Consider the following 15618-nt stretch of genomic DNA (forward strand, 5'->3'; position numbering starts at 1 on the left):
CCGCGCCTACTTCACGGCGAAGGAGGCCGCGGCATCCGCGTCGACGGAGCCGCCGACGGTCACCTCGTAGGTGCCGGCCGCAGTGGCCCAGTCACCGGCCGCGGTGTCCCAGTACTCGAGCAGGTGCATGTCGGCGAGGTCCTCGGCCGACAGCGTCACCTGCACGTTGCGGTGCTCGCCGGGCTCGAGACTCACGCGCTCCCACCCGATGAGGCGCTTCGAGGGCTCACCGGTCGAGCTCGGCAGCTCGAGGTAGACCTGCGCGACCTCGGTGCCCGCGACGCCACCCGTGTTGGTGAGGCGGAACCGCACGCGGATCTCCTTGTCGCCCGAGGTCGACTTCGGCGTGACGCTGACCTTGTCGTACACGAACTCGGTGTAGCTCAGGCCGTGTCCGAACTCGAACAGCGGCTCGATGCCCTCGGCCTCGTACCAGCGGTAGCCGACCTTCAGGCCCTCGCTGTAGTCGACCTGGAGGGTTCCCTCGGCATCGGCGATGCCCGGGTACTGCGCCTCGGACTGCGCCGTCGGCGTGTCCTCGACGGAGACCGGGAACGTCATCGGGAGCTTGCCCGACGGGTTCACGTCGCCGTACACGAGCTCGGCGAGCGCCGGGCCGAACTGCTCGCCCGAGTGCCAGGCGTGGAACACGGCGTCGACGTCGTCGATCCACGGCATCTCGACCGCCGAGCCGGCGTTGAGCACGGCGACGGTCTTCGGTGCCGCCGCGGCGACGGCCTCGATCAGCGCGTCGCCGTTGCCGTCGAGTCGCAGGTCGGAGAGGTCCTTGGTCTCGCCCATGGTGTAGTACCCGAAGACGAGGGCGACGTCGGCCGCCGCCGCGACATCCGCTGCCTGCGCCGGGTCGGCACCGTTGTCGTAGACCACCGAACCGCCGGCGTCACCGACGCGCTCGGTGAGCGCGGTCAGCGGGTCCACGATCGCGTTGCAGTTCAGCGCTTGATTTCCGGGAGGACCGAACGGGAAGTCCCACGCGCAGCCGGTCTTGGCGCTGACGCCGCCGGTCGGCGTCGTCGAGGCGGTCTGGCCGATGACGGCGACCGTGAGGTCGCCCTCGGCGAGCGGCAGCACGCCCTCGTTCTTCAGCAGCACGGTGCTCTGCTCGGCGATCTCCTTGGCGAGCGCCTTGTGCTCGGGCGTCGACACGTCCGCGACGGGCGTCGCGGGCACCGGGTGGTCGAAGAGCCCGCCCGCGATGTAGGAGTGCACGACGCGGAAGGCGGCCTCGTCGATCCGCTCCTGGGTGATCTCACCCGCGGCGAGTGCGGCGTCGAGTCGCGCGGGGCTGAACCAGCGGGGCCGGTTGAGCTCCTGGTCGAGTCCGGCGTTCAGCGACGGGGCGGTCGAGTGCACCGACCCGAAGTCGCTCATGACGTAGCCCTCGAACGGGTAGTCCTGCCGCAGGCTCGTGGTGAGGATGTCGTTCTCGCACGCGTACACGCCGTTGACCTGGTTGTACGAGCACATGAGGCTGCCCGGGTCGCTCTGGCGAACGGCGATCTCGTACGGCAGGTCGTAGATCTGCTTGAACGTCCGCTCGTCCATGTTCGACGAGCTCGACTGGCGAGCCTCCTCCTGCTCGTTCGCGACGTAGTGCTTCAGGTTCGCGATGATCGGCTTGTCGGGGTTGCCGTCCTCGAGTCCGCGCACGTTCGCCGCGGCCATGAGGCCGGAGAGCACGGGGTCCTCGCCGAAGTACTCCGAGCCGCGGCCCGAGAGCGGGGTCCGGCCCGAGGCGATGCCCGGTCCGAGGATGACGGCGCTCCGCTTGTCGAACGACTCGCTGCCGTGCGCGATCGCCTTCTCCTCGCCGAGCTCGAGGTTCCAGGTCGCGGCCACCGCGATCGGCCCGGGCCACGCGGTCGTGCCGGCCGAGAGGTAGACGCCGTCGGGGCCGTTGGCGTAGACGACGACGGGCGTGCACGGCAGCTGCGCCGGGTACACCACGTTCGCCTCGCCCGAGAACGCGGGGTTCCAGGTCGTCCGGGTCGGGTCGTTCGCGGGCTGTTCCACGAGCCAGCGGTACTTCTGGTGCTGGCTGCTGGCGTCGAGCAGTGCATCCGCCCGCTCGCCCGCGCTCAGCGACGTGTCCATCCACGGCACGGCCGCGCAGTCGACCTCCTCGGCCGCCGCCGGTGCGGCGACCGTGAAGAGCGCCGGGACGGCGAGGGCGGATGCCGCGAGCACCGCGACCATTCCCCTGCGACGTCGAGCGGAGGTCGGGACGGTCACCGCCCCCGGCGATTGATTCGTTTCACGATCACGCACGTGTCGTGGGGTGATGGGCAACTTCATGGTGGGAATCCCTCTTCCTCGAGGCCTCGATCCGTAGATCGATCTACACTTTGTTGACCGTTCTACACTCGCAAGGTCGGGCTTCAGATGTCAAGGGGATGACGACGATCGTGACGAGCAGTTTCGGACGCAGACCCGCGCCGCTCGCTCCCGCGCGGCATGCGGTACGCCGCGGACGGGTGTCAGACTCGACGCATACGTCGAGGCGAGGAGGCCACGATGCGCACCGACCCCGCGGCATCCGCTGCCGGCAGCCCCGACGACTACCGGCGATTCGGCCTCGACCCGACCACGATCGAGCCATGGGAGGACGGCGCCCGCACCGAGAACCGCCCGGGCACCTACGAGTGGTGGTACTTCGACGCTCACCTCGACGACGGCTCGAAGCTCGTGGTGGTGTTCCAGAACAAGGACGCCGTCTCACCGAACCGGCCGCTGTCGCCGTTGCTGCGCATCAACCTCGACCTGCCCGACGGCCGCACGATCGAGAAGCTGCAGCCCCTGCCCGCCGACTCGTGGTCGGCCGCGACCGATCATTGCGACGTGCGCGTCGGCGCCAATCGCTTCGAGGGCGACCTGCACACCTACCGCATCGCCGCGGCGGTCGACGAGGTCGCGATCGAGGTGACGCTCACCGGCGACATCCCGCCATGGCGGCCGGCCACCGGCCACCTCGTCTTCGGCGCCGAGCGGACCGACGTGTTCGCCTGGCTCCCATCGGTGCCGCAGGGCACGGTGACCGGCACGCTCACGCTCGACGGTGCGACGCGGGCGATCTCGGGCGTCGGGTACCACGACCACAACTGGGGCAACGTGCCGCTGCCGAGCATCGTGCACGACTGGTACTGGGCGCGCGGGCAGGCGGGCCCGTACAGCGTCATCGCGTCGACCATCACGGCGGTCGAGAAGCTCGGCTACCAGGCGATCCCGGTGTTCATGCTCGCGCGCGACGGTGAGATCGTGGCGGATGACGCGTCCCGCGTGCGCTTCGAGACCGAGGACGTGTTCACCGATGAGCTCACCGGCAAGCCCGTGGCATCCGTCGTTCGCTGCACCTACGTGGACGGTGACGACGAGATCGTCGTCGAGTTCACGCGCGAGCGCGACCTCGTGCGTGCGCGAATGGCCGACGAACTGTCGCCGGTCAAGCGACTGCTCGCCCGACTCGCCCGCTTCGACGGCGCCTACCTCCGCTTCGCCGGGCCCGTCACCGTCACGGTGCGTCGCAGCGGCGCGCTCGTCGAACGGCACCGCGACGAGGCGATCTGGGAGCTCATGTACTTCGGGCGGGCGCGGGCGCTCCCTGTGCAGGACGCGCCGTTCGACTGAACGGCAGCGCCGTACGATGAGCGGATGCCGCTTTTCGACCACCTCGGAATCTCCGTCGAGGACCTCCCTCGCTCGATCGCCCAGTTCGACCCGGTGATGACGGCCCTCGGCTGCACCCGCCTGGACGCCGACGCCGGCGTCTCCTGGTTGAAGGGCCGGGAAGAGCTCGTCCTCATGCCCGCCCGCGAGCCCGGCACCGGACCGCACCGGCACGGCCGCGTCGGATGGCAGCACCTCGCCTTCGCCGTCGACACCCGCGACGAGGTCGACCGCCTGCACGCGATCGCGATGGACGCGGGCTGGACGGCGGTCCGCGAGCCCAAGGCCTACCCGCGCTTCAACGAGCGCTACTACGCGTCGTTCGTCGAGGACGACAACGGCATCCGCATCGAGTTCATGTTCAACCCGCCGCGGGAGGATGTCGACGGCTGACCCGGGAGCGGGGCGAGCTGCATCATGACCGGCCTCCCCCGGTGCACCGGGCGCCCACGGTCTGGTCCTCGTCGTCACACCGCCCGCACCGGCGCCCACTGCGTATCCTGACGGTGCGACGAGGCGAGGAGGCCCGCGATGAGCGACCTGCCCATCGGCCAGCATGCGCTGCTCTCCGACCGGCACTCCGCGGCGGTGGTCACCAGCGACGGATGCGTCGCCTGGCTGTGCCTCCCCCGGTTCGACAGCGAGTCGGTCTTCGCGTCGATCCTCGACGACGACGGCGGGCACTGGTGGATCCGACCCACGGAACCCGCATCGGTCGAGCGTGCGTACGTGGACGGCAGCATGGTCCTCCGCAGCACCTACCGGACCGGGTCGGGCTCGGTCGAGCTCGTCGAGGCGCTCGAGCTGCCCGCCCCCGCCGATCCGCACCGGATCGGCGTCGATGCACCGCACACCCTCCTCCGCGTCCTGCGCTGCACGGGCGGGTCGATCGACCTCGAGCTGGAATTCCGTCCCCGTCCCGGCTACGGCACGGTCGTCCCCCACCTCGATCCGGTGCCCGGCGGGCTGGTCGCGACGGGCGGCGCCGAGACGCTGACGCTCTCGTCGACCGTGCCCTGCGTCATCGCCGGCGGCACGGCCACCGCACGGTTCCGGATGCACGACGGCGACGAGATCGCGCTCGCGATGCAGTTCCAGGAGGCCGGCCGGCCGTCGTCCCCGCCGTACTCGGCGGGCCGGATCATCACCGCGATCGACACCACGGTCGCGGCCTGGCGCGACTGGTCGGACCTGCACCAGACCTACCAGGGGCCGTGGCGCGACCTCGTCCACCATTCGGGTCGGGTGCTGAAGGCGCTCAGCTACCAGCCGACGGGGGCGATCGTCGCGGCGGCGACGACGTCGCTGCCCGAGGTCGTCGGCGGTGCGCGCAACTGGGACTACCGCTATTCCTGGGTCCGCGACGCGAGCTTCACGATGCAGGCGCTGTGGGTCGCCGCGTGCCCGCACGAGGCGAACGACTTCTTCGGCTTCATCGCCTCGGCCGGCGCTGCCGCGCTCCCCGAGGGCCACCTGCAGATCATGTACGGGGTCGGCGGAGAGCGCGACCTCACCGAGCGCACGGTGCCGCACTGGGCCGGATGGCGCGGCAGCGCCCCGGTCCGCATCGGCAACGGCGCGTGGAACCAGCCGCAGCTCGACGTGTACGGCGAACTGCTGGACGCCGCCACGATCCTCGCCGACCAGCTCGCGCCGTTCCCGCCCGACCTGCGGGACTTCCTCGCCTCGCTCGCGGATGCCGCCGCCGTGCACTGGAACGAACCCGACCATGGGATCTGGGAGATCCGCGGTGCACCACGGCACTACCTCTTCTCCAAGCTCATGTGCTGGGTGGCCCTCGATCGCGCCGCCGCATTGGCCGACCGGCTCGGCCTGCGCGACCGCGTCGACGGATGGCGCGGCACCGCCGATCGCATCCGGGACGCCATCCTCGCTGACGGGTGGAACCCGCGGGTCGGGGCCTTCACGCAGTCCTTCGGCTCCGATCACCTCGACGCCTCGGCGCTCATGATCCCCCTCGTCGGACTCCTGCCGCCGGACGATCCGCGCGTACGTTCCACCGTCGATGCCATCACCGCGCACCTCATCGACGATCACGGCCTGGTTCGCCGCTACCTGGCGGGACCGGAGGTCGATCGCCTCCCCGGCACCGAGGGAAGCTTCCTGCTCTGCACCTTCTGGCTCGCGCGCGTCCTCGCGGACGACGACCGCGTTCCGGAGGCTCGTGCCGCGTTCGAGCGTGCCATCGCCCACATCAACGACGTCGGGCTGCTCGCCGAGGAGGTCGACTCCGGCACCGGCGAGCAACTCGGCAACTTCCCGCAGGCCTTCAGCCACGTCGGACTCGTCAACGCGGCCTGGGCGATCTCGCTCGCAGAGGAGCGGGCCGCGACTCGCCCGGCATCCGACGGAATGCCCCGCCACGCCAGACGTTGGAGACGTGTATGAAGCGCATCGGTTTCCTCTCGTTCGGCCACTGGTCGAACTCCCCCGGCTCGCAGACACGATCGGCGTCGGACGTGCTGCTGCAGTCGATCGACCTGGCGGTCGCGGCCGAGGAGGTCGGAGCCGACGGCGCGTACTTCCGCGTGCACCACTACGCGAACCAGCTCGCGAGCCCGTTCCCCCTGCTCGCGGCGGCGGGCGCGAAGACGAGTCGCATCGAGCTCGGCACGGGCGTGATCGACATGCGGTACGAGAACCCGCTGTACATGGCCGAGGATGCCGCCGCCGCCGACCTCATCGCGGGCGGCCGCCTCCAGCTCGGCGTCTCGCGCGGGTCACCCGAGCAGGTCATCGACGGCTACCGCTACTTCGGCTACGCGGCGCCCGAGGGTTCGACGATGGCCGACGTCGCCCGGAACAACACCGGGGTGTTCCTCCAGGTCATCGACGGCGCACGGTTCGCGGAGCCGAACCCGCGCCCGATGTTTCCGAACCCGCACCCGGGGCCGCTCGGCATCCAGCCGCAGTCGCCCGGCCTGCGCGACCGCATCTGGTGGGGCGCCGGATCCGACGCGACCGCCGTGTGGGCGGCCGAGCAGGGCATGAACCTCATGAGCTCGACGCTCAAGGAGGACGAGTCGGGTGAGCCCTTCCACGTGCAGCAGCGGAAGCAGATCGAGGCGTATCGGGCCGCCTGGACCGAGGCCGGCCACGAGCGCGAGCCGCGCGTCTCGGTGAGCCGCTCGATCTTCGCGATCGTGAACGACATGGACCGCGCCTACTTCGGCGGCGGCCAGCGCGACGAGTCCGACCAGTTCGGCGTCATCGACGACTTCCGCGCCGTCTTCGGCCGCAGCTACGCCGCCGAGCCCGACGCGCTCATCGAGCAACTCCGCGACGACGAGGCGATCGCCGCCGCCGACACCCTGCTGCTCACCGTGCCGAATCAGCTCGGCGTCGACTACAACGCGCACGTGCTCGAGTCGCTCCTGACGCACGTCGCGCCGGCGCTGGGGTGGCGGTGAGCGAGGGCCGAACCGGCTGACGCGAGGGGCTGCTGCCGGCCGGGCCGGATCCGGGTCCGACTCAGCTTCGCGAAGCCCGCCAGGCCACTTGAGCAATGCTCAGATACCCCATGTCGGGGGGAGGCCGCCCACGCGTCCTTCGCGCTAGAGTCTGAGCGCTCTCAAGGGGATCGGAGTGGGTGATGCTCGGCTCTCGCACGCAACTGCGCCACCGGAGATCGAGGTTGTCTGGATGGGTGGTGGTCGCCGCAGTCTTCTTGAGCGGTGGAGTCGCCCATGCACCGGCACACGCCGAGGGGGAGACTGACCCGCTCGCTCCATGGGCGCTCACTGCACGGGTCGAGTATCGCCACGTCACCGATCGGATCAACCACACGAGGCTCGCCACGTTCATCGACAGTGACTCGGAGAGCATGAATTTCGAGTTCACGGCATCCGAGACCTATAGCCGAAGCCCGTCGTGCCCTGACAACGGTCTCCCCGGTGACGGCGGCGAGAACTACAGCGGCTCCGTGTCCGGCACCGGGTACTACAGCCGCAGCTTCGGCTTCCCGAGCGAATGGACGGGACTTCCGCCCGCCATCTCCTACACAGGGCTGTACACCAACCCCACTCCCAGCACGTTCGCCAGGACGGGAACGATCGGGCTCTGTGGCAGCAGCATCCCGCTGAATGACTTCGCGGGCACCGTCCTCACCGAAGTGGTCCTGCTTCCCGGTACAGACGAACTCGAAATCGCCTCGCCCGGAACGACCCTCGACTATACGTACACGAAGCAGTCCATCGACGGACAGCAAACGTGGTCAGTGAGCGTCTATGCCGTGAAATTGGGCGCCGGACCCGACCTCGACGGCGACCTCATCATCGACAGTGAGGACAACTGTCCTGCGGATGCGAACGCCGACCAAGCAGATCTCGACGGGGACGGACTCGGCGACGCGTGCGACAGCGATATCGATCAGGATGGCATTCCCAACGATCTCGAGGTTCAGATCGGCTCCAGCCCGTTCTCCGCCGACACTGACGGCGACGGAATCGGGGATTCCGTCGAGACCAACGGTGGGCAATGGGTGGATACCGACGGAGACGGGACGCCGGACGCCGCCGACGAAGATTCCGATGATGACGGCATCCCCGATGTCGTGGAAGGGGTTCCGGACTGGCGAGTTCCGGCACACGCAGTCGTCGATGGCACGCTCGTCGGGATCTACTCGTTCACCGGTGAGCCATTCGACCTGGCGGGTGGCCTGACCGCCCGCGTGACCGGCGCCGCAAGCGAGGACATCACAGCGTTGTGCATTTCCTCGCAGTGGACGGCGCGAGCGCAGGTGAAGGAAGAAGGCGGGACAGTGGGTTTCTACTGGAATGACCAGATCGCAGCAGGATGGGACCTCGACCCTGACAGCGAGTCGGACCAAGTACAGTCGCTCGGGCCCGGATCGTACGTCGGACCCTTCTACGACGAAGCCATCCAGGTCACTTGGTGCAGAGCCCCCTCAACCATCACGAATGGGATTGTCGCGGCCAACTTCAACATGCCGCTGAGTCTGACGTCCTCCCACACGGTCGTATCGCTTTCACACCGTGCAACCGTCTGGGCCCAGGTCGCGGACCAGGTCGTGGCGAGCGTTGAACTCGGCAAGTCGACGTCGAGAGAGAAGAAGGACATCAGGTGGACGAAGCAGACGTCGATCGACTTCGCCTATTGACGATCCTCAGTGCTCTCCGAACGAACTGAGCTCCTCAGCCCCTCCCGCCGTTCGACGAGGCACGCGCCGAGGTCTGCGCCATCCGGTGGTCTGCTCCCGCGCGCGTCGACCGTCGTCGCTGGCGAAGTCAGCGCAGGAAGGTCTCGGCCAATCCTTCCGGACCACCATGCCGGCGCCAAGATGCGGCGATCACGCGGTATGCGCGCTCACCGGCCTCCCGGCACTCATCACGCACCTCGGGATCCCGGACGACCTCGACGCACGCCTTGCGCACGGCCGGTCGCCGCAGCAGGACAGCGGCCGAGACCGCCGCTGCAGCGCCGAGGGGGAAGAGCATCAGCCAGGGGTTGCTGCCGTTGCGAGGGCGCGCCTCGTAGTGCGGCTCGCTCGTTCCGGTTCCGGTCCCGGTCCCGGACGAGGGCGTGTCCTGCTCCGACCGCTCCGACCACACCGGCAGTGCACTCATCGTCATGATGATCTCCCTATAGAGTGGGCTCATACGGGTGCTAAGTTAGCCCCACATTAGCCCGAGTATAGGCACGAGGTTAGGGTAGGTGTCAAGAGTGGCGACCCCGCGCGCAGATCCGAAACCCCGCCTGACCGCGCAGGCATCGGTACTCAAGGCGTGGGGGCGGGAGTGGCGACGCGCCAACGGCAAGGGCCAGCAGGAGCTGGGGCGAATCGCCGGATATGGAAGCGACGAGAGCCCGAAGAGCGCCGCCGTGGCGATCTCCCGCATCGAGTCCGGCAAGACCGACCCCACCGGTCGGTACCGCCGACGTCTCTTGGACGCGCTCGGGCATACCGAGGCAGAACTCGAGGAGGAGACGGAGCGAGCGCTCGCGGCGCTCTCGCGCCCCGGCGTCTTCGCCCGTGCCATGGCCGGGCCGATCTACATCGAGAACGAGGCCCGGAGAGCACAGATCATCGCATCGTCGAACCTGCTCACCGAACGGGTCACGTTCCAGGTCCGCAACTCCGAGCGCACGCTCGAGCGAGCGTCCAATGGATTCGTCCTGCCGTTCCTCGAGACCGCCGCGAGGCTCGACTGGCGACTGCGGCTCGATACCGAGGATGCCGGGGCGACCGACGAGAGGGCAGGATCGCTCGAGGGCGAGATCCGGCAACTGAGGGAGCAGACGGAGGCCGGCGTCCTGAAGGCGATCACCGAGAGCGCGGCAGGCGCGGGCGCCGGAGGTGGGCCGGGTTCAGGAACCGCGGCCGGCGTGCTCATCGCCCTCTCGGCCGCCGGGACGGCATCGACCGGGGCTGCGATCGCCTCGCTCTCCGGCGCGGCTGCCTCCAGCACCACGCTCGCGTGGCTCGGAAGTGGTTCGCTCGCAGCCGGTCGCATGGGCGTGGCGGGCGGCGCGGCGGTCCTGACCGGCATCGTCGCCTTGCCCGCGCTTCTGGCCATCGGTGGAGTGCTCGTGTGGAAGGGCCGAAAGCTCCGCAAGGAAGCCGAAGCTGAAGCCGAGAAGCTCGATGCCGCGCAGCAGGCGCTGGAGGACATGCAGGACGCCCTGCCGCGTGCGGAGAGGTGGAACGAAGCCCAACAAGCCATCATCCAGCGCGCTGAGCTGCTCGGACGCGCCATCCGATCCCGCTCTGCAGAGGCACCTCCGTTCGTCCCAGCACCCGGGCATGACGCGAGCCGCCGGATCGAATGGGACGCACTTTCCCCCGACGCTCAGAAGGCACTCGAGATCGAGCTCAAGCTGGTCAGCATCATTCTCGACACGCAGGCGCTGCCGGTCTGGCTGGGTGTGACGAGCGTCAATGAGCCCGACCTCACGCCCTCCCAGGAAGAGACAGCGACCGTGTCAGAGGAGTGGATCGACGAGAGTCTGACACTCGCTCAGTTCGACCTCGACGAGTACGAAGAATGGGTCCGACGCCTCCTGGCCCAGTACTAGTGGTGCCCCCGGCGGACGCGCGCCCGCCGTCCTCATCGCGCAACGCGCCGGCGGGATCACCCGGGGCGGGTGAGGTGGAGAAGGTCGGCGAGATCCACGAGGTACTCCTTCACTCGGGTGGGACGTTCGGTGTGAGTCGTCACTCCTGTCTGACCGCGAGCCGTTCGGCTTTGGGAGATTCTCGAGGACGACACGGCATCCGCCGGGAACGCGAGCAGCTGTGCGACGACAAGGCGATCGCCGACGCCGATTACGGCCAAGGCCGACCTCCCGCCCCTGATCGAGGCGGGAGGCCGGCCGCAGAACGAGCGGCCTGCGCCGCTCTTCGCACTGGGTGATCGTGCTCTACGAGCCCGTCCCGGCGGCGCGTTCACGCTGCCGGGTCGTCACAGCTCCGAGGACCATCGCCGTGACGGCCCAGAGCACGGCGAGCACGGTGAGGCCGGCAGTGGGCCAGACCGAACCGAGCAGTACGTCGTTCGGCGGAATGGAGCCGTCCGGGGCACCGGCGACGTCATCCGCGTGGTACCCCGCCAGGGTGCCGAGCACGATGGTCGTCACCGCCAGGACTGCGGCGAGGATCCAGTAGCCGATGATCGCCCGTCTTGTGAACATCCCTGACTCCGATCAGTTGCAGACGCTGGCCATGAAGCCCCAGTACCCCTTGTCAGGGGCCCACGACTCCAGGTTCCACGAGTCCTTGAACGTCGTCACCGGGCGGTAGTCGTAGTGACAGTAGAACTGGTTCTCGAGGGTGCTCGTCTGCGGCACACCCTTCTTCTTCGTCTCGGACCAGGCCTCCCAGCGTGCACCCCAGCCTGCACCGCCACGACCCCACCACGTGGGATACACGTGGTATCGGTAGCCCTTCCCCGAATACCAGGTCTTGGTGACCTTGTCGATGAGGGCGATCCCGAGCCACGGGTCGGCGACGACCGGGTACGCGGTGCCGGCGCCGTGGTCGATGACCTGGACGAGTGCGTCGCCCGAGATCTCGTAATGCGTCGCGACCGGGTCGCCGTTCGCGTCGAGTGCCCACGCCGGTGCCACACCGGCGAGGAACCCACCGTCCGCGTCGAGGATCTTGACCAGACCGGTCTCGGCGTCCTCGCCTACGGTGGCATCGGCCGGGATGTCGAGTGCGTACGCGTAGTCCGTCGGCGCGGTCGAGTCCTCGATGACGGTCATGATCTGGACCGAGCCGTCATCCTTCACGACGGGTACCGTGACGGAACCATCGCCGTTGTCGTACGAGACCACCCCTTCTGCCTCGACGACGGCGTCGTCAGCCGACCGCGCGCTCGGCAGCCCGACGCCGATGGTCAGGCCCGTCTCCACGTTCGTGACCGCGATCCCGTCCGACGGATCGATCGGCACTTCGACCTCGACGCCGTTGACCTCGTCCGACGCGATCGCCGTCGTCCCACGAGATTTCATCGTCGCCTCGGCGACCTTCGTCAGCACCTGCGGCGCGACCCGCTCGATGGCGTCCAGCGGTCCCGCATCGGACGATGCCGCGTTCGCCGGAGCGACGCCGGCAACGGCCAGCAGTGCGACCATCCCAGCAGTGGTAGTTGCGAGTCTCATGCGTTGCATGGGCCCCCCATTTCTCTTTGATTATCGGAACGCGCACCGACGGATACCGACTCCCGCGACCCCCGTCGATCGAGAGCGGACCAGCACGACACGCGAATCACGAGCCTACTGGGCGGCCGCCACGACCTCGGTGACGACATACGGTGTTTCACTCTCCGTTTCTTCGGGCGCTACGAACGGGCAACCAGATCCACACCCGCAAGGCAGGCGTGCACTCGCCGTCAACCCGTTTCAACCGTCGCCGACGGGCCAGCGACGCTTGTCGGGGCCGCCTCGGCAGGTCTAGCCTGCTGGCAGGACCGCCCGGGTCGCGAGGGCTTCCATTGCCCCCCGGCCCACAGGTAGCGGGGAGGCACCCATGCCACTGACTCAACAAGAACTCGACGCCCTGACGCGACGGGCGGAGTTGCTGTCTGCGAAGGTGACAGCGCTGGAGCAGAACGGATTCTCACGGCAAGAGGCGTTTCAGATCCTCTTCGCCGAGATTCAAGCCGGAATGAACGCGTTCGGGACGGTGGCCCCGGCAACGACCGCCGGATCGGGTGCCCCGATCGCCGAAACGCCGCCAGCTGTCCCCGCCACCCCGTTCGACCTGTCGAACCTGATCGGCAGTTGGAACATCACGCCGACGCCGCTTCGCGAGGACTGCTTCGCCCTGCAAGGGGGGCTCTCAGTCGGAATGAAGCTGCCGTCGACAGCGAGTGCGACGGCGATCGACATCTCATTCTCCGGCGCCGGCCAGTCGAGGCTTTCCATGGTCTTCCGCGGGTCGGACGGGTCCACAGCGCGGGCCGAGGGTTCTGCGTCCAGCACAGGCGACGTGACCTTCGAATTCTTCGGCGAGTTCGATGTCAGTCGCGTCCGACTGAAGGTGGAAGGCACCATGAACGGCACTGATCAGGAAGTCGTGATCAGGTTCGAATACGAAGGAACTCCCGGCTACAGCCCGTGGACCAACGTGGGAAACTGCCGCGCCAAGAGCTTCCCGCGGACCCTTGTTCGGGTCTGAGAGCGGGGCCTCCCAGACCATCGGGCGACCCTCCGCCGTCCACCACGGCCGCAGCGGCAGGTCGCTTCACGCCGTCCTCGCGATGGAGCCGAAGGAGATCCGCTGACCGCTGCCGTCGCCAGTCCGACCGGATGGCACGCATTCCCCTCCCGCATTCCACACAGGCATCCACCACTTCGCGCGCATGGCATGCTTATCGCCGTGCATCCAGGTGTCACGACGCGGGCGTCGATGAAAGAGCTCTTCAGACGATTCATGTCGCTCCCGATCTCGGTGAAGGCGGCCGCCGTCGGCGCGGTCCTGATCATCGTCCTCGGCGTCATCACGATCCCGGTGGCCGCGCTCGCCGCCGACGAGCGCGATCGGCAGCTGTTCCTCGAGGCCGCGGCGAAGGAGGCGGCAGCCGAGCAACGGGTCGCGGCGGAGGCGGCGCATGCCCTCGCGGCCGCGAAGGATGATGCGGCCCGCTTGAACGCAGACTTCGCCGGACTCACCGCCTCGCTCGGGGCAGCGGTGCATGCCGACGCCGCGTCGGCCTTCGACGGCGCCCGCATGGAGCTCGCCCTCGCGATCTCGAGCGGCGACATCGACGAGCTGAGGGCGGCCGTCGCCGCCGTCGACCTGGCCTTCGACGACCTCGTCGCGAGTGCCAAGGGTCAGGCCGAGGCACTGATCAGCGCGAGCCCGCTCGCCGGCGCTTCGCGGGACGCGCTCACGAAGGCGGTCGGCGAACTCACCGAAGCCGACGACATGGTGGCCGCGCTCCTTCGAGTGAAGGATGCCTCGGACGCCGTCGTCGCAGCCCAGAAGGCCGGCGCTGCGGCGGCCGAGGCCGCTGCGCGTGAGAAGGCGGAGGCGGAGGCCCGAGCGGAAGCGGACGCCTGGTCCGGGAACGACTGGTCCGGTGGCGACCCCACCGGCGGCGGGGGCGGGCCGGTCGTCGATCTGTACGATCCGGGAATGCTCGAGATGACGCCCGGTCCGCGCGGCATCTGCGGAGACCCGGCCGGTGGGACCACCTCGTTCGACATGAAGTGGGTCGCCCGCGAGGGCAACACCGTCGACATCCTCTACGCCTACACCAAGGGCGACTACCAGGCCACGGGCGGATACACCCTGCTCGCATCCGGTCGCGGATCGACCGGGACGATCAGTATCCCGGTGCCGTGCCCACCTTGGCCGGAGCCGACCGTCTACGTGACCGTCAGGGCGGTCGCGTCCAACTCGCTCGGGTCATCCACGGCCTACATCTGGGGGTACTGACGCGTCGCGTCGTTCCGACCGGGCCCTTGCGCGAGCGGCTGGCGCCTCACCCCTCACGCCCGCTCGACCGGCAGCCACAACTCGGTCGTGGCCGTGCTGAAGTCATCGGCGCGCTCGAGCACGGCGACCATCGACGGCCCGGGCCGCAGCTGCCACGGGTTCGACGGGAACCAGTCCGCGGCCGTCGCCGCCCACGTCGCCTGCAGTGCCTCCGGATACGGGCCGGACGAGCGGAACACCGCCCATGCGCCCGCCGGCACCTCGATGGGATCGAGGTCGTCGGGCACCGCAGTGTCCGACGCGACGGCGACGCCGTGCAGGTAGGTCAGCTCGCTGCCCTCGGCGTAGTCGGGGTCGACGTCGTCGCTGACCTGCAGCAGCCCCGTCGGCGTCGTGTCGCCCAGCGCCTTGAGGCGCGCGTGCTCCTCCGGCGGCAGCGACGCGATGTGCGCCTGGATGTGCGGGTTGGGCCCGTCGTGGATGAGCGGCACGCGCGCGGCGTGGCCCACGAGCCGGAAGGCCGGTCGGTCGGCGATGCGAGTGTCCATGGTGGTGTTCCCTTCGATGGTCAGGCGGAACCTGAGCTGCGGTTGACTGCGAAGGGGGCCGCCGTCACGGCGCACGTCACCGGGACCGACGCCGTGGACCGAGCGGAACGCGCGGGTGAAGGCCTCGGTCGACCCGTACCCGAAGCGCACCGCGACATCCAGCAGGTCGCCGCCGTCCAGCACATCTGATGTCGCAACGGTCATCCGCCGCCGTCGGACGTACTCGGACAACGGCATGCCCGCGAGCGACGAGAACATGCGCCGCAGGTGGTACTCCGTCGTGCCGAGTCCGCGCGCCAGCCCGGCGAGGTCGATCTCACCATCGGTGAGGTGCTCCTCGACGGACTCGACGAGCCGATTCAGCGCAGCGATCACGGTGACCCCTTTCGTCATCCAGCCTGCTCATCGCGCAGGGGACGGACCCGACTATCGTGGTCCGATTCGATCGCACCCACCCCCCGC

At 69.0% G+C, this 15618-nt stretch carries 13 protein-coding genes; 8 read left to right on the forward strand and 5 right to left on the reverse strand.

The features are described 5' to 3' along the window. Positions 1 to 6: 6 nt before the first annotated feature. The gene (locus ABME02_RS02780; protein WP_353813746.1) at positions 7 to 2253 is read right to left on the reverse strand and encodes a beta-glucosidase; all 2247 of its coding nucleotides are present in this window, start codon (positions 2251 to 2253) and stop codon (positions 7 to 9) included. Between the two features lie 282 nt (positions 2254 to 2535). Between ABME02_RS02780 and ABME02_RS02785 the strand changes: the two genes are divergently transcribed. From ABME02_RS02785 to ABME02_RS18445, 5 genes are all read left to right on the forward strand, one after another. Further along, positions 2536 to 3645, forward strand: coding sequence for a DUF7064 domain-containing protein (locus tag ABME02_RS02785; RefSeq protein ID WP_353813747.1), 1110 nt, complete (start codon positions 2536 to 2538; stop codon positions 3643 to 3645). 24 nt (positions 3646 to 3669) lie between these two features. Continuing rightward, on the forward strand, positions 3670 to 4077 hold the full coding sequence (locus ABME02_RS02790; RefSeq protein WP_353813748.1) for a VOC family protein: 408 nt from the start codon (positions 3670 to 3672) through the stop codon (positions 4075 to 4077). A 138-nt stretch (positions 4078 to 4215) separates the two neighbouring features. After that, entirely contained in the window at positions 4216 to 6093 is a 1878-nt protein-coding gene (locus ABME02_RS02795) for a glycoside hydrolase family 15 protein (RefSeq protein WP_353813749.1), read from the forward strand. Next, entirely contained in the window at positions 6090 to 7115 is a 1026-nt protein-coding gene (locus ABME02_RS02800) for an LLM class flavin-dependent oxidoreductase (RefSeq protein WP_353813750.1), read from the forward strand. The genes ABME02_RS02795 and ABME02_RS02800 overlap by 4 nt, the downstream gene beginning before the upstream one ends. Positions 7116 to 7354: 239 nt before the next feature. Next, on the forward strand, positions 7355 to 8824 hold the full coding sequence (locus tag ABME02_RS18445) for a thrombospondin type 3 repeat-containing protein (protein WP_436408228.1): 1470 nt from the start codon (positions 7355 to 7357) through the stop codon (positions 8822 to 8824). A 127-nt stretch (positions 8825 to 8951) separates the two neighbouring features. Here the strand turns inward: ABME02_RS18445 and ABME02_RS02810 are convergent, their stop codons facing one another. Then, on the reverse strand, positions 8952 to 9296 hold the full coding sequence (locus ABME02_RS02810) for a hypothetical protein (protein WP_353813751.1): 345 nt from the start codon (positions 9294 to 9296) through the stop codon (positions 8952 to 8954). A 91-nt stretch (positions 9297 to 9387) separates the two neighbouring features. On the opposite strand from ABME02_RS02810, the gene ABME02_RS02815 reads away from it, so the two are divergent. Next, entirely contained in the window at positions 9388 to 10740 is a 1353-nt protein-coding gene (locus ABME02_RS02815) for a helix-turn-helix domain-containing protein (RefSeq protein WP_353813752.1), read from the forward strand. 345 nt (positions 10741 to 11085) lie between these two features. On the opposite strand, the gene ABME02_RS02820 is transcribed toward ABME02_RS02815, so the two are convergent. Both ABME02_RS02820 and ABME02_RS02825 read right to left on the reverse strand, forming a co-directional pair. Continuing rightward, positions 11086 to 11355 carry a hypothetical protein gene (locus ABME02_RS02820; RefSeq protein ID WP_353813753.1) on the reverse strand — a complete coding sequence of 90 codons (270 nt, stop codon included), beginning with the start codon at positions 11353 to 11355 and terminating at the stop codon, positions 11086 to 11088. Positions 11356 to 11367: 12 nt separating this feature from the next. Continuing rightward, positions 11368 to 12327 carry a DUF2599 domain-containing protein gene (locus ABME02_RS02825; RefSeq protein ID WP_353813754.1) on the reverse strand — a complete coding sequence of 320 codons (960 nt, stop codon included), beginning with the start codon at positions 12325 to 12327 and terminating at the stop codon, positions 11368 to 11370. Between the two features lie 367 nt (positions 12328 to 12694). Here ABME02_RS02825 and ABME02_RS02830 point away from each other — a divergent pair, with 367 nt between their 5' ends. Further along, the gene (locus ABME02_RS02830; RefSeq protein WP_353813755.1) at positions 12695 to 13345 is read left to right on the forward strand and encodes a hypothetical protein; all 651 of its coding nucleotides are present in this window, start codon (positions 12695 to 12697) and stop codon (positions 13343 to 13345) included. A gap of 255 nt (positions 13346 to 13600) precedes the next feature. Continuing rightward, a complete protein-coding gene (locus ABME02_RS02835; protein ID WP_353813756.1) occupies positions 13601 to 14608 on the forward strand; it encodes a hypothetical protein in 1008 nt (335 codons plus the stop codon). A 53-nt stretch (positions 14609 to 14661) separates the two neighbouring features. Here ABME02_RS02835 and ABME02_RS02840 read toward each other — a convergent pair whose 3' ends face one another. After that, positions 14662 to 15549, reverse strand: coding sequence for an AraC family transcriptional regulator (locus tag ABME02_RS02840; protein WP_353813757.1), 888 nt, complete (start codon positions 15547 to 15549; stop codon positions 14662 to 14664). Positions 15550 to 15618 lie beyond the last annotated feature (69 nt).

The sequence above is a fragment of the Agromyces zhanjiangensis genome, from assembly GCF_040496055.1.
GTDB lineage: Bacteria > Actinomycetota > Actinomycetes > Actinomycetales > Microbacteriaceae > Agromyces > Agromyces zhanjiangensis.

Bases quoted from the DNA above. Each gene is read 5' to 3' on its own strand.
- ABME02_RS02830 (WP_353813755.1), top strand. From the start codon at position 12,695: ATGCCACTGACTCAACAAGAACTCGACGCCCTGACGCGACGGGCGGAG.
- ABME02_RS02820 (WP_353813753.1), bottom strand. From the start codon at position 11,355: ATGTTCACAAGACGGGCGATCATCGGCTACTGGATCCTCGCCGCAGTC.
- ABME02_RS02800 (WP_353813750.1), top strand. From the start codon at position 6,090: ATGAAGCGCATCGGTTTCCTCTCGTTCGGCCACTGGTCGAACTCCCCC.
- ABME02_RS02795 (WP_353813749.1), top strand. From the start codon at position 4,216: ATGAGCGACCTGCCCATCGGCCAGCATGCGCTGCTCTCCGACCGGCAC.
- ABME02_RS02840 (WP_353813757.1), bottom strand. From the start codon at position 15,549: ATGACGAAAGGGGTCACCGTGATCGCTGCGCTGAATCGGCTCGTCGAG.
- ABME02_RS02825 (WP_353813754.1), bottom strand. From the start codon at position 12,327: ATGAGACTCGCAACTACCACTGCTGGGATGGTCGCACTGCTGGCCGTT.
- ABME02_RS02835 (WP_353813756.1), top strand. From the start codon at position 13,601: ATGTCGCTCCCGATCTCGGTGAAGGCGGCCGCCGTCGGCGCGGTCCTG.
- ABME02_RS02785 (WP_353813747.1), top strand. From the start codon at position 2,536: ATGCGCACCGACCCCGCGGCATCCGCTGCCGGCAGCCCCGACGACTAC.
- ABME02_RS02810 (WP_353813751.1), bottom strand. From the start codon at position 9,296: ATGACGATGAGTGCACTGCCGGTGTGGTCGGAGCGGTCGGAGCAGGAC.
- ABME02_RS02790 (WP_353813748.1), top strand. From the start codon at position 3,670: ATGCCGCTTTTCGACCACCTCGGAATCTCCGTCGAGGACCTCCCTCGC.